Source organism: Paraburkholderia sprentiae WSM5005 (assembly GCF_001865575.2).
Lineage (GTDB): Bacteria > Pseudomonadota > Gammaproteobacteria > Burkholderiales > Burkholderiaceae > Paraburkholderia > Paraburkholderia sprentiae.
The window spans coordinates 1,540,143-1,561,152 of sequence record NZ_CP017562.2 but is presented as its reverse complement, the minus strand read 5'-3'; the positions used below and the strand labels follow the sequence as shown (position 1 = coordinate 1,561,152).

General features: G+C 63.5%; 22 protein-coding genes and 1 pseudogene. 10 read left to right on the top strand and 13 right to left on the bottom strand.

All coding sequences use genetic code 11. The features are described 5' to 3' along the window. Positions 1-32 precede the first annotated feature (32 nt). The 3 genes from BJG93_RS23885 to BJG93_RS23875 are packed head-to-tail and all read left to right on the top strand — an operon-like array spanning position 33 to position 2,704. The gene (locus BJG93_RS23885) at positions 33-821 is read left to right on the top strand and encodes an SDR family NAD(P)-dependent oxidoreductase (RefSeq protein ID WP_027193823.1); all 789 of its coding nucleotides are present in this window, start codon (positions 33-35) and stop codon (positions 819-821) included. A gap of 3 nt (positions 822-824) precedes the next feature. Beyond that, positions 825-1,655 (top strand): alpha/beta fold hydrolase, encoded by an 831-nt coding sequence (locus BJG93_RS23880; RefSeq protein ID WP_027193822.1) that lies wholly within the window; start codon positions 825-827, stop codon positions 1,653-1,655. A gap of 47 nt (positions 1,656-1,702) precedes the next feature. Continuing rightward, complete coding sequence (locus tag BJG93_RS23875) at positions 1,703-2,704, top strand: NADP-dependent oxidoreductase (RefSeq protein WP_027193821.1); 1,002 nt, start codon at positions 1,703-1,705, stop codon at positions 2,702-2,704. 114 nt (positions 2,705-2,818) lie between these two features. Here BJG93_RS23875 and BJG93_RS23870 read toward each other — a convergent pair whose 3' ends face one another. The 7 genes from BJG93_RS23870 to BJG93_RS23840 form a co-directional block, all read right to left on the bottom strand. Further along, positions 2,819-3,475 carry an amino acid ABC transporter permease gene (locus BJG93_RS23870; protein WP_027193820.1) on the bottom strand — a complete coding sequence of 219 codons (657 nt, stop codon included), beginning with the start codon at positions 3,473-3,475 and terminating at the stop codon, positions 2,819-2,821. Between the two features lie 2 nt (positions 3,476-3,477). Beyond that, complete coding sequence (locus BJG93_RS23865; RefSeq protein ID WP_027193819.1) at positions 3,478-4,236, bottom strand: amino acid ABC transporter permease; 759 nt, start codon at positions 4,234-4,236, stop codon at positions 3,478-3,480. 62 nt (positions 4,237-4,298) lie between these two features. After that, complete coding sequence (locus BJG93_RS23860) at positions 4,299-5,120, bottom strand: transporter substrate-binding domain-containing protein (protein WP_027193818.1); 822 nt, start codon at positions 5,118-5,120, stop codon at positions 4,299-4,301. A 60-nt stretch (positions 5,121-5,180) separates the two neighbouring features. Then, positions 5,181-6,278, bottom strand: coding sequence for an ABC transporter ATP-binding protein (locus tag BJG93_RS23855; protein WP_027193817.1), 1,098 nt, complete (start codon positions 6,276-6,278; stop codon positions 5,181-5,183). 25 nt (positions 6,279-6,303) lie between these two features. Then, a complete protein-coding gene (locus tag BJG93_RS23850) occupies positions 6,304-7,197 on the bottom strand; it encodes an ABC transporter permease (RefSeq protein ID WP_027193816.1) in 894 nt (297 codons plus the stop codon). Beyond that, entirely contained in the window at positions 7,194-8,165 is a 972-nt protein-coding gene (locus BJG93_RS23845) for an ABC transporter permease (RefSeq protein ID WP_027193815.1), read from the bottom strand. The genes BJG93_RS23850 and BJG93_RS23845 overlap by 4 nt, the downstream gene beginning before the upstream one ends. 5 nt (positions 8,166-8,170) lie before the next feature. Next, positions 8,171-9,265, bottom strand: coding sequence for an ABC transporter substrate-binding protein (locus BJG93_RS23840; RefSeq protein WP_027193814.1), 1,095 nt, complete (start codon positions 9,263-9,265; stop codon positions 8,171-8,173). Positions 9,266-9,582: 317 nt separating this feature from the next. Here BJG93_RS23840 and BJG93_RS23835 point away from each other — a divergent pair, with 317 nt between their 5' ends. Continuing rightward, positions 9,583-10,476, top strand: coding sequence for a LysR substrate-binding domain-containing protein (locus BJG93_RS23835; protein ID WP_027193813.1), 894 nt, complete (start codon positions 9,583-9,585; stop codon positions 10,474-10,476). 35 nt (positions 10,477-10,511) lie between these two features. On the opposite strand, the gene BJG93_RS23830 is transcribed toward BJG93_RS23835, so the two are convergent. Both BJG93_RS23830 and BJG93_RS23825 read right to left on the bottom strand, forming a co-directional pair. Then, complete coding sequence (locus BJG93_RS23830; RefSeq protein WP_027193812.1) at positions 10,512-11,594, bottom strand: calcium:proton antiporter; 1,083 nt, start codon at positions 11,592-11,594, stop codon at positions 10,512-10,514. Between the two features lie 252 nt (positions 11,595-11,846). Continuing rightward, the gene (locus tag BJG93_RS23825) at positions 11,847-12,209 is read right to left on the bottom strand and encodes a BON domain-containing protein (RefSeq protein WP_027193811.1); all 363 of its coding nucleotides are present in this window, start codon (positions 12,207-12,209) and stop codon (positions 11,847-11,849) included. Positions 12,210-12,575: 366 nt separating this feature from the next. Between BJG93_RS23825 and BJG93_RS23820 the strand changes: the two genes are divergently transcribed. Then, positions 12,576-13,205 (top strand): DNA-3-methyladenine glycosylase, encoded by a 630-nt coding sequence (locus BJG93_RS23820; protein WP_027193810.1) that lies wholly within the window; start codon positions 12,576-12,578, stop codon positions 13,203-13,205. Between the two features lie 230 nt (positions 13,206-13,435). Continuing rightward, complete coding sequence (locus tag BJG93_RS23815; protein ID WP_027193809.1) at positions 13,436-13,777, top strand: DUF4148 domain-containing protein; 342 nt, start codon at positions 13,436-13,438, stop codon at positions 13,775-13,777. Between the two features lie 249 nt (positions 13,778-14,026). Here BJG93_RS23815 and BJG93_RS23810 read toward each other — a convergent pair whose 3' ends face one another. Further along, entirely contained in the window at positions 14,027-14,470 is a 444-nt protein-coding gene (locus tag BJG93_RS23810) for a CBS domain-containing protein (protein WP_027193808.1), read from the bottom strand. Between the two features lie 322 nt (positions 14,471-14,792). Here BJG93_RS23810 and ribA point away from each other — a divergent pair, with 322 nt between their 5' ends. Both ribA and BJG93_RS23800 read left to right on the top strand, forming a co-directional pair. Beyond that, positions 14,793-15,443: a GTP cyclohydrolase II gene (ribA, locus tag BJG93_RS23805; protein WP_027193807.1), complete on the top strand. Its 651-nt coding sequence runs from the start codon at positions 14,793-14,795 to the stop codon at positions 15,441-15,443. A gap of 221 nt (positions 15,444-15,664) precedes the next feature. Beyond that, a complete protein-coding gene (locus tag BJG93_RS23800; RefSeq protein WP_027193806.1) occupies positions 15,665-16,939 on the top strand; it encodes a tyrosine-type recombinase/integrase in 1,275 nt (424 codons plus the stop codon). Here the strand turns inward: BJG93_RS23800 and BJG93_RS23795 are convergent. Then, a complete protein-coding gene (locus tag BJG93_RS23795; protein WP_082194463.1) occupies positions 16,884-17,165 on the bottom strand; it encodes a helix-turn-helix transcriptional regulator in 282 nt (93 codons plus the stop codon). The two genes, BJG93_RS23800 and BJG93_RS23795, sit on opposite strands and share 56 nt — an antisense overlap. A gap of 1,211 nt (positions 17,166-18,376) precedes the next feature. Here BJG93_RS23795 and BJG93_RS23790 point away from each other — a divergent pair. Both BJG93_RS23790 and BJG93_RS36125 read left to right on the top strand, forming a co-directional pair. Then, entirely contained in the window at positions 18,377-18,658 is a 282-nt protein-coding gene (locus tag BJG93_RS23790) for a MotA/TolQ/ExbB proton channel family protein (RefSeq protein WP_027193805.1), read from the top strand. Then, entirely contained in the window at positions 18,627-18,755 is a 129-nt protein-coding gene (locus tag BJG93_RS36125) for a hypothetical protein (protein ID WP_269217462.1), read from the top strand. Before BJG93_RS23790 ends, BJG93_RS36125 begins: the two co-directional genes overlap by 32 nt. A gap of 115 nt (positions 18,756-18,870) precedes the next feature. Here BJG93_RS36125 and BJG93_RS23785 read toward each other — a convergent pair. Together BJG93_RS23785 and BJG93_RS23780 are read right to left on the bottom strand one after the other, a co-directional pair. Continuing rightward, positions 18,871-19,767 (bottom strand): annotated as a pseudogene (locus BJG93_RS23785) (IS701 family transposase); the annotation flags it as partial. Positions 19,768-19,813: 46 nt separating this feature from the next. Beyond that, the gene (locus BJG93_RS23780) at positions 19,814-21,007 is read right to left on the bottom strand and encodes an MFS transporter (RefSeq protein ID WP_051374136.1); all 1,194 of its coding nucleotides are present in this window, start codon (positions 21,005-21,007) and stop codon (positions 19,814-19,816) included. Between the last annotated feature and the right edge of the window lie 3 nt (positions 21,008-21,010).

Below are 21,010 nucleotides of genomic sequence, written 5' to 3'. Positions count from 1 at the left end.
CGTCCGAACCTCTCTTGCAAAGGAATTAACTCATGACCACGCTTCCGACTGTTCTCATCACCGGCGCCTCCTCCGGCATCGGCGCCACCTACGCCGAGCGCTTCGCTCGCCGCGGCCACGACCTCGTGCTGGTTGCACGCGACAAGGCGCGGCTCGATACGCTGGCCGCGCGCCTGCGCGAAGAAAGCGGTGTGGCCGTCGAAGTGCTGCAGGCCGACCTAACCCAGCCTGCGGATCTGACCGCGGTCGAGACTCGCCTGCGCGACGACGCTCGCATAGGTATCCTCATCAACAACGCCGGGGCGGCTCAGTCGGGCGGCTTCGTGCAGCAGACCGCTGAGGGCATCGAACGCCTGATCGCGCTCAATACCACGGCGCTCACGCGGCTCGCCGCCGCGGTCGCTCCGCGCTTCGTGCAATCGGGTACTGGCGCGATCGTCAACATCGGCTCGGTGGTGGGTTTCGCGCCAGAGTTCGGCATGTCGATCTACGGCGCCACCAAGGCCTTCGTGCTGTTCCTGTCGCAGGGCCTGAACCTGGAGTTGTCGCCCAAGGGCGTCTACGTGCAGGCGGTGCTGCCGGCGACGACCCGTACGGAGATCTGGGAGCGCGCCGGCATCGACGTCAACGCACTCCCCGAGGTGATGGAGGTCGGCGAACTGGTCGATGCTGCACTGGTCGGATTCGACCGCCGCGAACTGGTCACGATTCCGCCGCTGCACGTGGCCGCGCGCTGGGAGACGCTGGATGGCGCGCGTCAAGGGCTGCTGTCGGACATTCGACAAGCGCACGCGGCCGATCGCTATCGGGCGCAAGCTTGATCAATGTCCTATGCCCACGCACAGAACAACCAGGTCAGGGCGGATGGAACCGCCTTCGCTTATCGCGAACTCGGCCCGCATGGCGGCGTCCCGCTGATCCTCCTCAATCACTGGGGCGCCGTGCTGGACAACTTCGACCCGCGCATCGTCGATGGCCTGGCCCGCAAGCAACGCGTTATTGCGATCGACTACCGGGGAATCGGTCGGTCCGGCGGCATCGCGTCGGAGACCGTGGACGAGATGGCGCGCGACACCATCGCGTTGATCCGCGCGATGGGCTTCGATCAGGTCAATCTGCTCGGCTTTTCGCTCGGCGGCTTCGTGGCGCAGGACGTGGCGCTAAAGGCGCCGGACTTGGTGCATAGGCTCATCCTCACAGGCACGGGGCCCGCGGGCGGTCAGGGCATCGATCGCGTGGGGGCCACGTCCTGGCCACTGATGCTCAAGGGCCTCGTGACGATGCGCGATCCCAAGACGTATCTGTTCTTCACTTCCACAACCAACGGCCGGCAGGCAGCGAGCGCATTCCTGAAGAGGCTGAAGGAACGCAAGGCGGGGCGCGACAAGGGGCCGACACCCCGCGCGTTGCTTCGCCACCTCAAGGCGATCAAGGCCTGGGGCCAGCAGGTGCCGCAGGACCTCACCCGCCTGCTGATGCCTGTCCTGATCGCCAATGGAGACAACGACATCATGGTGCCCACCGCCCTGAGCCACGACATGGCCCGCCGCATTCCCAACGCGCAGCTCGTCATTTATGAGGACGCCGGGCACGGAGCCATCTTCCAGTATCACGCCGACTTCGTGACCAAAGCACTAGCGTTTCTGGCGCAATGAATCCTTCACGGTCAGCGACAGATATCCAACATTGAATCTAGAACACCATGAAAGCACTGACCTTCAAACGCTATGCCAAGTCGCCCGAGATCGGGTTCGCCGAAGTGCCTCGCCCAACGCTAAAGCCTGATGAACTGTTGGTCCAGGTCCACGCGGCGGGCTTGAACCCAATCGACAACATGATTCCGGCGGGAACGTTCAAGCCCGTCCTCAAGTTCGACTTGCCGGCCACGCTCGGCAGCGATATTGCTGGTGTGGTGACTGAGGTCGGCAGCCGCGTGACGCGTTTCAAGCCGGGCGATGCAGTCTTTGCCAGCCTCTTCGATCTCGGTAGAGGCTCGATCGCCGAATTCGCGGCGGTGCCGGAGAGCGTTGCCGCGTCGAAGCCGGTCAACCTGGACTTTGTGCAGGCTGCCGCCGTTCCGATGGTCGGGCTCACCTCCTGGCAGGCGTTGAAGGAGCGCGCCAATCTTCGAGCTGGCCAGAAGGTGTTCGTCCCCGCAGGGGCTGGCGGTATTGGCACGTTTGCGATCCAGCTGGCAAAGTACTTCGGCGCCACGGTGGGAACGACCACCAGTACGGGCAATGTCCAACTGGTAACCCGTCTGGGCGCGGACGAAGTCGTCGACTATAAGAAGCAGGAGTTCGAAAAAGTGCTGCACGGCTACGACGTCGCGCTCGGCACTCTCAGAGGTGATGCGATTGAAAAATCCATGGGCATCCTCAAACCGGGGAGCAAGATCGTGTCTCTGATCGGGCCGCTGGACGCAGCGTTCGCCCGTGCTCGCGGGCTGAACTTTATTCTGACATGGGTATTCGGGCTAATGAGCCGCAAGATCATGCGGCTCGCGAAAAAGCGCGATGTGGCCTATTCGTTTCTCTTCGTGCGCCCCGATGGAAACCAGCTCGCCGAAATTGGCGAACTCCTCAAGTCAGAACAGGTTCGTCCAGTGATTGACAAGGTGTTTCCGTTTGAGCAAGCGAAGGAGGCGCTTGAATACCTGGCCCAGGGACGCGCCAAGGGCAAGGTCGTCGTGAGGATCCAGTGAGCTGCTGAACGGTTGACGGTTGACGGTTGACTCTGTCCGGTCCGCAAGCAGCCCCTCGGAAATCCGCGAACAAGTTTTTGAGGCTCGAGCTAGTTCAGCCTTCACTTCACCACGTTACCGGTGCTGTCCCACCTTCTGCCGCTTTTCGAGCACGCGCGCATACCAGGTCAGCGGAAAGCACATCGCGAAGTAGATCACCGCGACCATGCCGTAGATCGGAAACGGCCGGAACGCGGCATTCGTGATCATCGTGCCGGTCTTCGTCAGTTCGATGAAGCCGATGATCGACGCGAGCGCCGTGCTCTTCACCACCTGCACGAGAAAACCGACGGTCGGCGCGACCGCGATCTTGAGCGCCTGCGGCCACACGATATAGCGCAGTTGCTGGCCGAACGTCATGCCGAGGCTCGCGCCCGCGGCCCACTGACCGCGCGGCACCGCTTCGACGCAGCCGCGCCAGATGTCGACCAGATACGCGCTCGTATAGAACGTCAGCGTGACGGTCGCGGCGGCCCACGGCGACACGTCGATGCCAAGCAGCGGCAAACCGAAGAACGCCAGAAAGAGCTGCATCAGCAGCGGTGTGCCTTGAAACACCTCGACGTACAGCACGACGATGCGCCGTAGCCATGCGATCGGCGACACGCGCATCGCGAGCAGCACGAGCCCGACGATCCCGCCGCCGACAAACGCGATCAGCGACAGCAGCACGGTCCAGCGCGCGGCGAGCAGCAGGTTGCGGGCGATATCCCACAGCGTGAATTCGACCATGATCAGCGCTCCGTCGGCAGGGTGCGCGCGCCGCGCCACATCAGGCGGCTGCGCCAGTTGCGCAGCAAGCCGTGGTTGCCGCTGCTGTGAGCACGTGCCGAGCGGCCCGCGAACAGCCGACGGCCGAAGCGGTTCAACAACTGACGCAACGCGATCGACATCAGCAGATAGGTCGCCGTGATGATCAGGTAGCTCTCGAACGAGCGGAAGTTGCGCGACTGGATGAAGTTCGCCGCATAGGTCAGGTCGGGCACCGAGATCTGCGACACGACGGCCGAGCCGAGCATCACGATCAGCACCTGGCCGAGCAGCGCGGGAAACACATTGGCGAGCGCCTGCGGCAGCACGACGTGGCGGAACACCTGGCGCCCATGCAGCCCGAGCGCCTGCGCGGCCTGCACCTGGCCGCGGGAAATCGAATCGATGCCGGCGCGCACGATCTCGGTCGCGTACGCGCCGAGATTGACGGTCATCGCGAGAATCGCGGCCTGGATCTCGTCGATATGAATGCCGAGGCTCGGCAGGCCGAAGAATACGAAGAACAGCTGCACCAGAAACGGCGTGTTGCGGATCAGCTCGACGTAGCTCGCGACCAGCCAGCGTGCCCACTTCGGGCCGGCCGCCGCAATGCTCGCGCCGGCGATACCGACGAGCCCGCCCGCCAGGGTCGAGACCGCAGTGAGCCCGAGCGTCACGGCGGCGCCGCGCGCGAGCATCCCCGCATAGAGGCCGAAGCCGCTGAAATCGAACGCGTAAGTCATGGCCTCGTGCCCATCGTAGGATCAGGTGGGGGCGCGGCCTTCAGGGCACCACGCCACAGGGTTCAAAGATCGGCCGGCAGCGGCGCGCGCAGCCACTTCTGCGAAATCGCGTTCATCGTGCCGTCCTTGCGGGCCTTGGCAATCGTTTCGTCGACCTTCGCCTTCAGGCGCGGCTCGTTCTTGTTCAGACCGACGTGATCGGGCGAGCTGAACAGCGCGAACTTCTGCTGCGGATCGTTCGCCGGATGCCGCGCGAGAATCGTCGCGCCGACGTCGTTGCCGACCACCATCAACTGTACCTGACCAGAAAGAAACGCCGAAATAGCGCCGTTCGGATCGTCGAAACGTTTGATGTTCGCGGACGGCGGCGCGATCTTCGTCACGCTCAGGTCTTCGAGCGTGCCGCGCGCGACCGAGATCGACTTGCCGGCGAGATCGGCGGCGCTCTTCACCGGCAGCGACTTCGGGCCGAACACCGCAAGATAGTACGGCGCGTAGGGCTGCGAGAAGTCGATCACTTTTTCGCGCTCGGGCGTCTGGCCGACCGACAGCAGCATGTCTGCCTTGTGGTCGGCGAGGAAAGCCATGCGATTGTCGCCCGTGACCGGCACCAGTTCGACCTTCGCGTTGAGCGCCTTGCCGATCAGATTGGCGACGTCGATGTCGTAGCCGACCGGCTTCATGTCCGGACCGATCGAGCCGAACGGCGGATAGTCTTCGAACACGCCGATGCGCACGGTGCCGGACTTCGCGATGTCGTCGAGCGCGTCGGCATGCGCGGCTGAGGGCAGCGCGCACAACGCGCCGAGCGCCGTCATCGCGAGCGTCGCGGCGAGTGTCGCGAACACGCGGCGGGTCGATTGGAGAGCGGGGCGCTGGTTCATGATCTGTTCCTCTGTCGTAGTGCGGTCGTGATTGAAGCAAAGCGTGCGTGACGGGTTCGGCTATCGGGCGGCGCGTGCGGCGATCAGCTTACACGCGTGCGGTGGCAGTTCGGCGAACACCGGCATGCCGAGCACGAGCCCAGGGGTTTCGCGCGGCGTGGTCGCGGCGGTCAGTGTGAAGCCCGCACAATCGATCGTCGCTTCGAGCGAGGCGCCGACGTCGCGAATGAACGTGACGGTGCCGGGCAGGCGGTTTGGGTTCGGAGCTTCCGTGGCCGCCTTCACGCAGATGTCCTCCGGACGGATCAACAGGCGGATCGCGTCGCCGGCCGCAACCGGCTGCCGCGCGTCGGCGAGCGACGCGCGTGGATTCGGCGTCACCGCGATGCGCTGTCCGCCCGGCAGGCTCACGAGCCCCGCGCCGTCGTACCGCACCGGCAGGATGTTGCCGAGGCCAATGAAGCCGGCGACGAACTCGCTGACCGGATCGCGATAGATGTCGAGTGGCCTGCCGACCTGCGCGATGCGGCCTTGTTCCATCACGACGATCTCGTCGGCCATCGTCATCGCTTCGCGCTGGTCGTGCGTGACCATGATCGTCGTGATGCCGAGGCGTTGCTGTAGCAGGCGGATTTCGACCTGCATCGCTTCGCGCAGCTTCGCGTCGAGCGCGGACAGCGGTTCGTCGAGCAGAAGCAGTTGCGGCTCCGAAGCGATCGCGCGCGCGATCGCGACGCGTTGGCGCTGGCCGCCCGACAGTTGCGTGACCGGCCGGTTCGCCATGTGCGGCAGCTGGATCAGTTCGAGCAGCTCGGCGACGCGGCGCGCTTGCCGGTCTTTCGCGACCTTGCGCAGCTTCAGCGGATACGCGACGTTCTGCGCGACCGTCATATGCGGGAACAGCGCGAGCGACTGGAACACCATGCCGAAGTCGCGCTGGTTGGCCGGCAGCCGCGTGATGTCGCGGCCGGCGAAATGGATGCTGCCCGAGCTCGGCGTTTCGAGCCCGGCGATCATCCGCAGCAGCGTGGTCTTGCCGCAGCCGGACGGGCCGAGAAAGCACACCAGCTTGCCGTCGGGCACGCTCAGATCGACGTCGTCGACGGCATGCACGGTGCCGAAGCGCCGCGTGACGGCCTGCAAGGTCAGATGGGTCATCGGAGGCTCCAGCAAGGTGGCGGGTTCACAGCGCGACGCCCTCGTCGCCGATCAGCTTTTCGAGCAGCCAGATCAACGCGAAGTCGATCGCGACGATGACCACGGCGAAACAGAACACGGTCGGATCGAGCGACGATACGGTGCGGCTATAGAGCCACACCGGCAGGGTCATCGTGTCGATGCTGTACAGGAAGAACGTCACCGTGAACTCGTTGAACGACACGATGAACGCGAACAGCATGCCGGCGAGCATGCCGGGGCGCATCAGCGGCAACACCACGTCGACGAGCGCGCGGCCGGGGCTCGCGCCCATCACGAGCGCCGCTTCCTCGAACTCGGGGCCGATCGACGCGACCGACGCCGCGCAGTTCTTCACCGTGAACGGCAGCGCCAGAATCACGTGCGCGATGATCAGCCGGCCGACGCCAAGCTCGACCGGCAGCACGTTGAACACCAGCAGCAGCGACAGGCCGAGCATCACCAGCGGATAGACGAGCGGCAGCGCGACCAGTTGCTCGACCGCGGGCTTGCCGCGAAAACGGTAGCGCGACAGCGCGTACGCGGCGGGCACCGAGACCAGCGTCGCGATCAGCATCGTCGCTAACGCGACGACGAGGCTGGTGGTCAGCGCGGCGCTCATCGACAGCGTATCGGTCGCGTCCGGTGACACGAAGCTGTGCCACGCCGCGCGATACCAGTGCAGGCTGTACGCGTGCGGTGGGAATTCGAGCGTGTCGGCCGCGCTGAACGACATCGCGATCATCGTCAGGATCGGCAGCGCGGCGACAAACAGCACCACGCCGGCGGCGAGCGCGGTCGCGCGGCCGAGCTGGCCGGGCATCGTCCGAGGCAGGCGCGGCACGCGTGGCGAACGAGGTTCGGTGCGCGGCAGGCGCGAGCTCGGCAGCGGCGTGCTCATGCGTGATGCTCCCCGGTCAGACGTTGGGTGCGGCGCACGAGCCGCTGCGACAACGCCATCACGGCGAGCGTCGCGACCATCAGTACGACGCCGGAAGCGGACGCGGCCGGCCAGTTCAAGAGCGGCGCGACCTGATCGTGCACCAGCACGGCGAGCATCGGCACGCGCCGGCCGCCGAGCAGCAGCGGCACCGCGAAGGCGCTCGCGTTATACGCGAACACCAGCAGCGCGCCGGATACGAGGCCCGGCATCGCGAGCGGCAGCAGCACGTGACGCAGTGTTTGCCAGCGGGTCGCACCGAGCGTCGCGGCGGCTTCCTCGTACGAGATCGACACCGCGCGCATCGCGCTGGAAAGCGGCAGCACGGCGAGCGGAAACGCGGTCTGGATCAGCCCGAGCAGCACGCCATGCTCGCGATACAGCCACATCACCGGACGCTCGACCAGTCCACTCGCGAGCAGCGCGTGATTGAGCAGACCCGCCGGGCCGAGAATCACGAGCCAGCCATAGCCTTGCAGCAACAGATTGACGAGCAGCGGCAGCAGCACACCCGCGAGCAGCAATCGGCGCGCGAGCCGCGACGTGGTGCGCGCCATCGCGAGCGCGACCGGAATCGCGAGCACGACCGCGCACAGCATGCTCTGGAACGCGAGCCGCAGCGTGAGCCACAACGACTTCAGGAAGTAGCCGTCGAGCAGGTCCGCATAGTTTTGCAGCGTGAAGCCGCGCCACTCGTTGCCGGACGTGCCGAAGCTCATCCGCAGCACGACCAGCGCGGCCGCGCCGAGTATGGCCAGAAACAACAGGATCGGCGCGAGCAGCAGCCACGGGCGCGCGCTCGCGAGCGTCGTTGCGCCAGCAGCGGGGTCCGCCACGACAGCCGCAGCGACGGCGCAAGCGGGTGCAGCGGCGCCCGGCGCCGCTTCGTCCGGCATCATCGCGGCACGCCGCGAGAAGCGCGCGAGCATCGGGGTTACGCCGAGAAGATTTCGGTGTAGCGCTTGATCCATGCCGGCTGCACGACGGCGAGCGCCTTGTCGTCGTGCAGCACGGCTTTGTCGGCGATCTGCTGCGGGCTCGGCACGAACGCGCGGCTTTCGGCCGGAATCATCGCTTTCGAATTGACCGGGCCGTTCAGCACGTCGGCCGCCATGCGGCCTTGCACGCCGGCATCGAGCGAATGATTGATGAACGCGTGGATCAGGTCGGTGTCGCCCGGATGCGCTTTCGGAATCACCGTGAACATCAGTTGCGTCGCGAAGCCTTCCTTCATCCCGTAGGTCACGCCCATCTTGTAGTCGGGCTTGCGGATCTGGTCCGGGAAAAACGCCGGCGAATAGATGCCGCCGATATCGAGCGAACCGGTGCGGAACAGGTCGGCCACCTGGTTCGGGTTTTCGCCGAGCGTCATCACGTGGTCTTTGAGCTGCGCGAGTTTCTTGAAGCCTGGCTCGATATTCTGCCGCGAGCCGCCGTTCATCTTCGCGGCGATGATCGCGAGATCGACCGCTTCGGCCCATTCCGGCGGCGGCAGGAATACCCGGCCGGCGTATTTCGGGTCCCACAGCGCTTCGTACGACGAAGGTGGCGTCTTGACCGTCGCGGTGTTGTAGATGAGACCGTCGGACCACAGCAGATAGCCTACGCCGAAGCCGTTCGCGCCGGTGCGGTATGGCGGCGCGACTTCCTTGAGATTCGGCAGGCGGTCGAGATCGGGCTTCATCAGCAGGCCCGCGTCGGCGAGGCCGGATGCGCCGACGCCCGCGAGCGTGATCACGTCGTAGGTCGGACGATCGCCCGACGCCTTGACTTTGGCGACCATGCCGGAGGTGCCGTCAGCGCGATCGGCGATGACCTTGGCGCCGGTCTTCGCGGTGAAGGTCGCGGCGATGTTGCGCAGCGCGGCCGTGCCGGTATCGTCCGACCACGTGAGGATGCGCAGCGTCTTGCCGCTGAAGTTGTGTTCCTGCGCGCGCAGATTGAGGAACGGCATCGGCAGTGCGGACGCCGCGAGCGCCGTACCGATGGTCTTGATGGCCTGCCTTCTACCCCGTCTGATCTGCTGCATGGCGGTCTCCTCTGTTGAACGCCTGTTGCCCATGATTCGCCGTGACCGCTGCCGGATAGACCGCGCGTGAATGCACTGTAGGTTTGCCAAAATCGCCCAACAATCGAAATATGCGCATGGATCGCATGAGGTGCGCTCATGGCTTGCCGCCCGCGAACGCAGCGGCGAGCGGTTTGGCGATGCGGCCGAAGCATGCGGGTTTGCCCCCGCGCGCCGGCTCGTGCGCGTGGGGCCGATCGCGTATGCTGTGAGCTTGTCGGCACGGCGGCGGCGGCCGCTGCCCCAGCCACGATGATTTTTTCTGATCCGGACATCCGATGCGACGCCTACCGCCGCTCAACGCGCTGCAGATTTTCGAAACCGTCGCGCGCCATCGCAGCTTCACGCGTGCCGCCGATCACCTTTGCCTGACGCAAGGCGCGGTCAGTCGGCAGATCATCGCGCTCGAGGAGTACTACAAATTTCCGCTGTTCAAGCGTCATGCAAAGGGGCTGACGCTGACCGCGGAGGGCGAAATGCTGCTGCCGGCCGTCAAGGAGAGCTTCGCGCGGATCGAGGAAATGTCGCTGCGCTTGACGAGGCAGCGCACCGACTTGGCGCTCAAGGTGCCGACCTGCGTAATGCGTTGGATGCTGCCGAAGATCATGCGCTTCCAGTCCGACTATCCCGATCTGCATGTGCAGATCACGACCACCTGGCAGCACGACGTCGATTTCCAGAGCGAGCCGTTCGATGCCGCGATCATCTACGGTTCGTCGCCCGGTGCGGACGTGCAGACGGTGTCGCTATTCGAGGAACGTCTGACGCCGGTCTGCACGCCCGAGCTGCTGAAGGACAAGCCGCTCGCCCAGGTCGCCGATCTTGCGCGGCACACGCTGCTGCATCCGACGCGCGATCATCGCGACTGGAAGATGTGGCTCGCGAAAGTGGCGCAAACCGATGCGTCGGGCGCCGGCACGATCGACGCGGAGCTGGGCCCGAGCTTCGATACGCTCGACATGGCGACCAACGCCGCCGCGCAGGGCTTCGGCGTCGCGATCAGCGATCTCGCGCTGATCGACGAGGACGTCGCCGCCCGGCGCCTCGTGCGGCCGTTCGACACCGTGCTGAAGACCGGCTGGCGCTATTACTTCGTGTATCCGGAGTCGGTCGCGCATCAGCAGAAGCTGAAACTGTTCCGCGACTGGATCGCCGAGCATTGGGAAGAGTGAGGCGGCCGTCGGTCTGCGTCGGATCCGGCATCGCGTCACGGCGCGAACGACAGAAACAGATAGGCCGCGAACAGCGACAGATGCACGGCGCCTTGCAGAATCGTCGTGCGTCCGGTGCTGAGCGTCAGCGTGGCGACCACCAGCGTGAGCGCGAGCAGCACCATGTCCTTGCCGTCGATGCCGAGCACGATAGGCTGACCGATGTACAGAAACACGCCGGCGACGGTGGGAATGGTCAGGCCGATACTCGCCAGCGAAGAGCCGAGCGCGAGGTTCAGGCTGGTCTGCAGACGATCGGCGCGCGCCGCGCGCAGCGCCGCAAACGCTTCCGGCAACAGCACTAGCGACGCAATCACGATACCGACTACTGCCGGCGGCGCGCCCGCACTCAGCACCGCGGATTCCACCACCGGCGACAGCACTTTGGCGAGCAGCACGACCGCGACGAGGCTCACCACCAACAGCACGCCACTGATCGCTGCGAGCCGCGCGCTCGGCGGCTCGGCATGCACGTCTTCGTCGGGCACGCCGGCGAGGAAGTAGTCGCGATGGCGCACCGTCTGCACGAACACGAACACGCAGTACAACACCAGCGACGACACGCCGGCAAACGCGAGCTGCGACGGCGACAGCACCGGCCCGGGGCGGGTGGTGGTGAAGTTCGGCATCACGAGCGTCAGCACCGACAGCGACGCGAGCACCGCCAGCGCGGCCGCCGCGCCGCGGCTCTGAAAGTCCTGTTCCCGATGGCGGATGCCGCCCACCAGCAGGCAGAGCCCGACGAGCCCGTTGCAGACGATCATCACGGCCGCGAATACCGTATCGCGCGCGAGGCCGGCTTTCTCGGGACCGGATGTCAGCATCACCGAAACGATCAGCGCCACCTCGATCACGGTGACGGCGACCGCGAGCACCAGCGTGCCAAACGGCTCGCCGACGCGATGCGCAACCACTTCGGCATGATGCACGGCGGCAAACACGGCCGCGCATAGCGACACGCCCACCAGTGCAAGCAGCAGAGCGTGACCCGGCATCGCGTAGGCGGCACCGAGCACGATCCAGCTAACGATCGGCGCGCCGAGGGTCCAACGGGGCAAGACGGTCGCGGGCGAAGTCATGCGGCCTTCCTTTCGATGCGTGGGGCGGACGTGAAGTAATGTCTTAACGATAGACACTAACGTGCTGAATGATAAAGAACAGTTTGTCTGCGAGGCGAGGGGGCCTGCACGTTCGAGCCCTCGGTTCGGCACTGCGTCGCAGGGCGACGATCGAGTGCTGGACTGCGGCGGTGGGCTGACGTCGCGTCGACGGTTTCACCGTCGACGCCAGCTTGCTGCTGTTACCGCAACTTCTTCGGCTGTTTGACCGGCTTACTGGCCGCCGACCGCGCGGATCGTCAGAGCGCTCTTCACCGATGTCACGCCTGCCACGCCTTGAGCGGCGTTCGTCGCGATTTCGATCTGGCTCTGTTCCGGCACCGAGCCTTCCAGCGTGACCGCGCCGTCGCGTGCGCGCACGATGATGTTGCCGACCGTCAGGCCCTTCGTACGCGCAAGGGTGGAGCGGACCTTGCGCTGCAGTGCGCGGTTGGCTGCACGAGTCTGCTTGGCGCTAGGCGCCGCTGCGGCCGGCGCTGCGGTCGCGGCCGCATCGCTGGTTTGCGCGTACGCGTTGAGGGAAGCGAGAACAACCAACGCGCCGCCGATCATCTTGATTGCCGAGAATGCTTTCATTCAACCATCTCCTGTTGTCGTAGAAACGTCGACCCCCGGATGGGGACCATTTTTTACACCAGCGGGTACAGCGGGATTCGATGTGGATGAACCGTTACAACAGCCGTGCGAACGCTCTCAGCCGACACGCCGTTTCGGCGAGCCGCGCAGCGTGCGCCGAAACATGCAAACGGCCGTGTGACCGGCCGGAAACACACAATACAACAATTAGTGCCACGTTGACCCCCGTGGCGGAGAAAATGAGGCTTCGGTACAACGAATCGGCCGATCTCAACGAGCCGATCGCGCGGGAGCCAGGACAGCGCGCTGTTCGCGAGGCCGTAGGCTCTGCCACCCATTCAAGACCCCTATCCAGGACACCAGCGCATGCGAAGCGAGCCTCTTCCCATCCGTCCGTTGCGCCGCGACGATCTGCCGGTCGACACCGTCGAACTCGCGCGCTTCATGGTCGGCAAATATCTCGTGCACGATCTGCGCGAAGGACGTCTCAGCGGACGCATCGTCGAGACGGAGGCCTATCCGCTCGGCGATTCGACCAGCCATGCGTTCATCGGACGCCGACCGTACAACGGGTCGATGTTCCTCGCGCGCGGTCATGCGTATGTGCGGTTGACCTACGGGGTCTCGTACATGCTCAACATGTCATCGGAAGCGCAGGACGTCGGCGCCGGCATCCTGCTGCGCGCGATCGAACCGCTCGAAGGACTCGCGCTGATGGAAGCGCGCCGTCCCGGCGTGCCGCTGCGCGATGTCGCGCGCGGACCCGGGCGGCTGACGGTGGCGTTTGGCATCGGGCAGGCGTTCGACGGCCGTGATCTGTGTACTGGACAGGGGCTCTGGATCGGCGTGATCGAGACCGGCGACGCACCGATCGGCGTGACGACGCGCATTGGCCTGTCGCGCGAAACGCACCGGCCGTTGCGGTTTTTCGAGCCGGGCAGCGCGTTCGTCAGCGGACCGCGCAGGTTACTGACGATTCCGCATTCCGCCGCGTGACGTCGCCGCCCGCGCGTGCGCGTCAATTTTTCGATCGGCAATTGTTAACCGAAGGATCACGCAGGCGGATGCCGTTCCACAATATTCCCTCGCATTATTGCGATAGGAACAATTTTTTATCTTGAAATTAAGGGTTTTCCCTTGGCCATGCGGTGACTAGACTGAAGATATTCGCTGCACACCACAGTGTGTGGGCGATGCACATAAAACCACATTGGAGGGAAGTCATCATGAAATCGCTGATCAAGGCAGTTGCTATCGCAGCCGTTCTCGCCGCGCCGGTCGTATCGTTCGCGCAATCGAACCAGCAGCCGATCACCCGAGCGGAAGTGCGCAGCGAACTGATCCAGCTGGAGCACGCAGGCTATAACCCGTCGGTATCGAACGACCCGAATTACCCTGCCGACATCCAGGCCGCCGAACAGCGCGTCCAGGCGCAAAATCCGACCGTCGCGCAAACCCAGCCGACCGCCGACACGAGCGGCTACGGCGCGCCGATGAGCGGATCGACGCAAGCGGGCGGCGTCGCGCAGCCGATGAGCGGCCAGAAGAGCGTCTATTTCGGTAACTAAGCGCGGCACGACGCTGTGCGCCGCTTGCGGCGGCGCACAGCGTTTCATACCAGGTACTGTTTCAATCGAGCGTGCCGCACAGGCGTGCGCGAGCGTGTCATCCGTGCGCGCGCTGCGTTCCTCGTCGTGAAGGAACCTCCGCTGCCGCAAGGTAGCTTGGCCCAGGCTTTTCGAGGCTTGGGCTTTTTTTGCGTCCGGTCTCGCGCGAACGATCGATGCGCTGTCGCGCAGCGAAACCCATGCTCGATCTCAGGGCCGTTCGCCGTGAATGTAGAACTCGAGTTGCTGGATGGTGAACTGCTGTTCCGCGATGATGTTCTTCACGAGGTCGCCGATCGACACCATGCCGATCAGCCGCTCGTTCTCGATGACCGGCAGGTGACGCATGCGCCGCTCGGTCATCAGCGCCATGCAGTCTTCGGTCGTCTGGTTGGGACGAACGAAACGCACCGCCTTGCTCATGATGTCGCGCACCGGCGTCGCCTTCGACGACCGGTCCATCAGCACCACCTTGCGCGCGTAGTCACGCTCCGTGACGATGCCGGCGATGCGGTCGCCGTCCGTCACCACCAGCGCGCCGATGCCTTTGTCGGCCATCAACCGGATCGCCTCGTAGACGGAATCGTCGGCGCCGATCGTGTAGACCTCGGAGGAGTTCGGTTTCGTTTTAAGAAGCTGTGCAACGCTTGTCATGGAGCGGCTCCGTTTCGCAGTGCAGCACGCCGAAGTGGCGCACCGTCGTGGGGGACAGGCGGTTCCAGTATAGGCGCGACATGCGTCGGCGGTACACCCGCAATCCTGGGCGCGCGAGACGATGCGCGCTGGGTTGGCGCATTTCGCGCGGGCTCGTCTTGGTGTAGGTGTTGATGCGCGTGCGCTTTGTGGGGCTTAGCACGCGGCTGCGTGCTGCGGCCGCGGGCGCCATCCGCGTGCGACATGCGGATTAGCGGTAAACTCGCAGTCCACACCTTATCCCCGGCTCGCCCGGGTTCATGTCAGCACCATTTCCAACGCCATGCTCACGTCTCAGGATTCATCGCCCGCAGCGGACGGCGCCGTCACCGGCGAATGCGTCGTGCTCGATGCGACCGCAACATTGCCCACGCGCTACGGCACGTTTACTTCCTATGTGTTTCGTGTGCTCGACAGCGGCGCCGAACATCTCGCGCTTGTGATGGGCGATGTCGCCAACCAGTCGTCCGTGTTGACGCGCCTGCACTCGGAATGTCTGACGGGCGACGTGCTCGGCTCCTATCGTTGCGACTGCGGTGAGCAGCTCGATCTTGCACTGCGCTATATCGCGGCCGAGGGTTGCGGCGTTCTGCTGTATCTGCGCGGGCACGAAGGACGCGGCATCGGCCTGTCGAACAAGATCCGCGCGTATGCGCTGCAGGAGCAGGGGCGCGATACCGTCGAAGCCAACCTCGATCTCGGTCTGCCCGACGATTCGCGCGAATACGATTCGGCCGCGGGCATTCTGCGCACGCTGAAAGTCACGTCGGTGCGGCTGATGAGCAACAATCCAGAGAAGTTCGACACGCTGTCGAAGCACGGCATTCCGGTGTGCGAGCGTGTCGCGCTCGCGATTCCGATGCGCGAGGAAAACGAGCGGTATATCCGTACCAAGCAGCTGAAGTTCGGGCATTACTTCGACGAGAATGAGTGACGAGATTTTGGGGCCGCCAGCGAGCCCCGCTGAGCAAGGGTTTGAGCCGTGAAACCCGCTCTGGTAAAGCGAGAACGCCCGTCTGGACATTTTCGCTGAGCCGTAACGTCACTTGACTAAACATCGGGAAACTTGGCATGCTGGCGTAGGTTTTTTGGGGATTCGACGGAAAAGCTACGCTGAACGTCGGGTCGTGGTCGAAAACCTACGCTGCCTTCCCGATGAGATTCGATGCACGCAACGCCAGCAAGCTCGAGCCCGGCCAACACTTAACGTTTGATGGCTTTCCCGGCCTGCGTCTGCAGGCAAGCGAAAGCCGTCGCTCGTGGATCTACCGCTACAGGTCGCCGGTCGACGACCGTATGCGCCAGGTCAAGCTCGGCGAGTGGCCTGCTATGGGATTTCCTGCGGCAATAGCGGAGTGGGAGCTGAAGCGGTCGGCACGCGACAATGGGGCGGACCCGGCCACCGAGAGGCGAGAGAAGCGTCAGTCCGTAGCTATATCACGTGCGGTCAACGCCTACACGGTGAAGCAAGTCTGCGCGGACTATGTCGAGGGATACCTCGAACCCACTCGCAAAGAGAAAGGGGTCGTCGAGGTGCGGCGTATGTTCAACTCAATGCTCGTTCCGATCGCGGGCTTGTCGGCAGCCTCCATTACGCGCGCGCAAGCATTCGAATTTCTGGATTCGTACCGTGCAACGCCCTCACTTGCCGCGAGATTGCGGATGGAACTTGGTGGTGCATGGGACTATGCGATGGACGCTGGTCGGCTACCCGATGGAACGCCAAACTGGTGGCGAATGATCCTCCGCGGCAAGCTGCGCAGCAAAGGTCGGACGGTCGCTGGCGTCGCGATGGGCACAAAGAAGCGAGTCCTGAGCGAGAGTGAAACCGGCACGCTGCTTCGATGGCTTCCCAACATTAGTCTCACGGTTGCGGACGCCATTGCGCTTTATCTTTGGACGGGCGCGCGAGGTGGCGAAATCATCTCCATGGAGAAGCACGAAATCACTGACGAGGACGACGGGCTTTGGTGGACCGTGCCGAAGGAGAAGACGAAAAATTCATGGCGTTCGAAGGCGGGCGATTTGCGGGTGCCGCTTGTGGGCCGTGCAGAAGCGATTGTGATGCGTCGCCTTGAGCAAGCTGTCAACGGTTACCTGTTCCCGACTTCGGACGGGCATATGATGAGCCAGACTGTCATTCAGCACGGCATCTACTACCATCAGCCGTATTGTAAGCAGGCGCCCGATCACAACAGGCCACGACTACCTGTCACGCACTGGTCGGCGCACGACCTTCGCAGAACTGCTCGAACTTTTCTGGCGGCGCTAGGTTGTCCTCACGACGTGGCGGAGGCTGTGCTGGGGCATATACAGCCAGGCGTTGCCGGCATTTACAATCGGCATCACTATGATCGGGAGCGACGCGAATGGCTCATGCGCCTTTCGCAATTTCTCGAGGAGCTTGCGCTTCAGTATCCGAAGAAGTAGCTTTGCGGCGCCGGTTGCTATGGCCAGTGTTCGGAGGAGGGAGTAGGTCTGAAACGGGGCGTTCCTCAGCCCATGCTTCGACTTCGCGCATGAGCCAGGCAACGCGGCGGCCGGACAGCATGCGAGGCCTTGGGAATCGGTTTTCGCGGACCAGTTTCTGGATGCTCGCCTCCGATAGCGACACCGTGGCCGCGACAGTCGGCAGATCCAGGTAAAGCGGTTTCATGTTGGTCGGTGCGGACATGCTGTGATCCTCTCGTCTCAGGATCGCGCTGAACCAATAAAGCGGTTTTTGTGATTTGTGTCTCGGGGGGGCCGTCGACGATCGACCGCCGCCTCGGTTGATGCTCTCCTGCTGATTGTCCTAGCTGGTGTCCGCATCATTGCCCTTCCCCTGATACATCTTCTACCTGTCGGGCGAGGTCTTGAAATGCCCGTAGACTGCCGGAGCGCCGACGTCGTCCCATTACGACGCAGACCGCTTACCTACTCATTTTGCGCGCCACGATTCCGCGACCGGACAATAGATGACGCCGTTGTCAACGTTCCTATGGCAATGGAAGGCCGAGACCGCCCGTGCTTTGAAGGGCTGGGCCGCGAAGTGGCCAGTTTCGCAGGCGATTACATCGCGCACGCGTGCCCGACACCCGAGCCTTCCTAGGTGAAGTCAAGCATGTGCGGTATTGAAAGACTGGCCAGTGGACAACGATTCCCCAAATGGAAAAAGCAATCGCTAAGTCTCGTCGGGGATTACGACGATGCCACGGGGACAAGCAGGAAAGGAGGCTTCTGGTCAAAAGACCCGCGGCGGTCCAGACAAAGAGACGAAGCACGACCGCGAAAAGTACCGCATGAGTGAGGCACTGCGAAGAGCGCTGGACGAGATCCAGCGGGCGACTTCAATTGCCCATCATAGTAGCTCGACCGGGAACGGCAAGAAAAGTTTATACACGATCTTGTGTGGGGGCTCAGACAACAATGCGGGATTGAGCTGGAATTCCCGATACGTCACGATGGCAAACGAGTGATTAGCCGTGTCGGTTGCGCATATCGAGTCGGCGCTTTAGGTATTTCCGTGCCAGACGGCATCGATGGTTGGCGGTTGCCGATGGCTAAGTCGTTGAGCGGAAAGTTCGCGACCCCGAACTTTGAATGTGTTCGCAAGTGTGCCGGCTGGCCTGTGGCTAGCCCCGTCTCACAGATGAACAAAAGCGCCCAGCAAATTCCCGAGATCGGTGAGGCTTGTTCGAACTCTTCTCCACTTTTCCACGGTTATTCGACGCCCAGGAGAGGACTCGGATTCCGGACCGAAGTTTTTGATTTATTTGGATGTTTTCATGATTTTCATTCGTTGATGTACTCGCTAATGTACTCGGCTGCGATTGCCTTGAATAAACTACGCATGTTGTGTAAGCGCAACGCAACTACGACAGCGACATGAGCACTGTTCAAATAGCGCAGCATCTATCCCCGTGGGGACTCTTTTTGCAGGCGGACGCCATCGTCAAACCGATCATGGCGGTGCCTGTACTCGCCTCGCTCGCAAACTGGGCCGTCATCGTCGACAAGCTGTGGCGCCTTCGCGAACTACGCATGAGGGCCGTGCGCTGGCATACGGCGCTCGCGCAGCCAGACGGGCTCGCCGCGCTATCGGACGCGCTCGCGAAAGAGCCCGCAGGTGACGCGGATGCTCGAGCAGGCGGCCGCGCTCAACTATGACGGCGTAGCGACGACGATCGCCGACTTCGACGTGGTTCAGCGGCCAGTCACGACCATCGTCGAGAAGGGGGCGCCGGTCATCAAATTTAATCCGTGAAGCGAGGCGCAGAGCCGTCAGCTCGGCGTGCTGTTGCATGTCGGGCAGCCCGAATACGAAGCCGGCAAGCAGGCCGATGAGCGCGCCAAAGCGGCGGGAATAAAAAGCTTCCTGTGCGTACGCGTACGGCAGCAAACCGCGAACTCAAGGCGGCACGGGTTCCTTCGCGCCAGTTGATCACCTGGTAGCACTCGGCATCTAGACCGAGCGCGAGCGCTTTGACTGATACCGGCTCGTGCCCGGGCGCGCGGCGCAACAGTTTGCGTGGCCGCCCAGGCTGTCCGGTGGGCGGCTCGACACTCAGGGGGGCCGTGCCGGGAGCCCAGACGCGGGCGCTGGACTGAATACCCACTGCGTAGGCCAGTCCCAATTCGCTGACGGCGTCACGAAAGACGCTGTCGTTCCCGTAACCGGCGTCCGCCAGCACAATACCGTGAGGCGCGCCGCTTTCGCGCGCCTCACGCAGTTGTGCTGCCGCCACTTGCGGTTTGGTCGAGAACGCTACCTCATCGGGTACGCCAGCGCGCTGACATCGTGCCGTGTCTTCGCTCCATTCGCGGGGCAAATAGAGTTGATATGCGACGGGCAAACTGGCGTCCTCGGCGGCAACCGACAAGCTCACGGCGACCTGACAGTTGTCCTGCTTGCCTAACTGCCCGCAGTATTGCCGCGCCACACCCACCGAATGTTTGCCCTGCTTCGGAAAGCCCGTGTCGTCGATGATCCAGAACAGTCCGTTGGCAGGATTCATATGCGGCAGCACCCAGCGCCTTACCCGCTCGAGCAAGGCTGCAGCTGACCATTCTGACTTCGAAACGAAGTGATGCAACGACTGGTGGCGCGCGCTGACACGTTCAGGTTCGAGGTGGGCCGCCAACGGCTCCACGCTTTTACGCCGCAGCGGCAACATCAAACCTTGGCAGTATCCAACCAGCCCAGCGTTGCGATCGCTGTGCCCGAGTGCCTCGCAGAGGAATTCCAGGTACTCATCGAACGACGATTTCCCGACCATCGCTTCCTCATGCCATGTCTGAAGAAGTTTCTATAATGGCATGAATCTATTGACACAGTAAAACTAGCAGGACGACGAGCATTGCATCGGCGCCGAAAACGTGAATCAGGGCGCCACATAGGAAAGGGCATCCGAACAGACCGATGAAATAGGCAAGCGTAAAGATTTGCGAAGTCACCGGCACCGAAACGCCGTGGTCTCCGGCGAGGTTCACGGCCATGCCGTTCAGGGTCGAGTAGCTCAGTCCGTAGCCCGTGGCGAACAGCGCGGTGGCGACGATATAAAGCGTCGTGCTGCCGTGGTTCAACAGGAACAGTACGAGCGAGGCGCCGGTCAGCAAAAGCAATGCGAGCGCCAGTCGCGCGGGCTTGATGCGTCCCATGGTTCTCGCGAGCGACAAGCGCAGTGCCACGCTGGTTATCGTGAACGTCAGGAAGAACAGGTCTGGCCTGAGGTTACGCGAGACGGCATAGGGTGTCTGGTAAGTTGCCAGCCCGGCGAAGACACAGGCTGCCAGTGAGAGCATTGCGATCGGCACTGCTGTTCGTGCCCTGAGCAGGGCCGACGTGTCGGTCGCGGTAATGGCCACGCGCGTCATCGGCAAACAGGACCTATCCCTCATCGCGTCGCCGGCGATCTTGACGCAGACTGCCGCCACCGCGCATGCCGCAGCGAACAGAAGGTAGGCCAGCGCGATCGAGCCGGCATGTTGGGCAATCAGGCGGCTCAAGGGCGCCGCCATGCCTAGGCCGGCCATTTGGGTGCCGGAGACGAAGGTCAGGTACTGGATACGCGCGTTGGGGCACAGATGATGGATGATTTGCAGCGGCGCGAGTATGAAGAACACGGACCACCCAGCGCCCAACAGCAAACCGCCTGCATAGACCGCACGAATGTCCATTGGCGCAGCGGCGAAGCAGAGCATGCTGCCTGCCATGACGAGCGAGGCCAGCGCGATGGTCGGCATGACACCGATACGCTGGGCTATACGCCCAGCCACGCAGCAGCAGATCATGGTCGAGACCATGCCGCTCGAAATCACGGCGCCGGCGACATCGCTCTTCATGCCCAGGGATTGCAGGTACTCGGGCAGGAGAAAACTCGTCCCGTACGAAGCAGCGATCACCAGTGACGCGATCAGAAACGGAATGAACGCCCGTAATTGGAGGGATGCCGGCAAGTGCTCGGCGTGTGAGATCGCACGCTCGCCAGTCGATAGATAAATGGAAGAGCCAGTCATGCG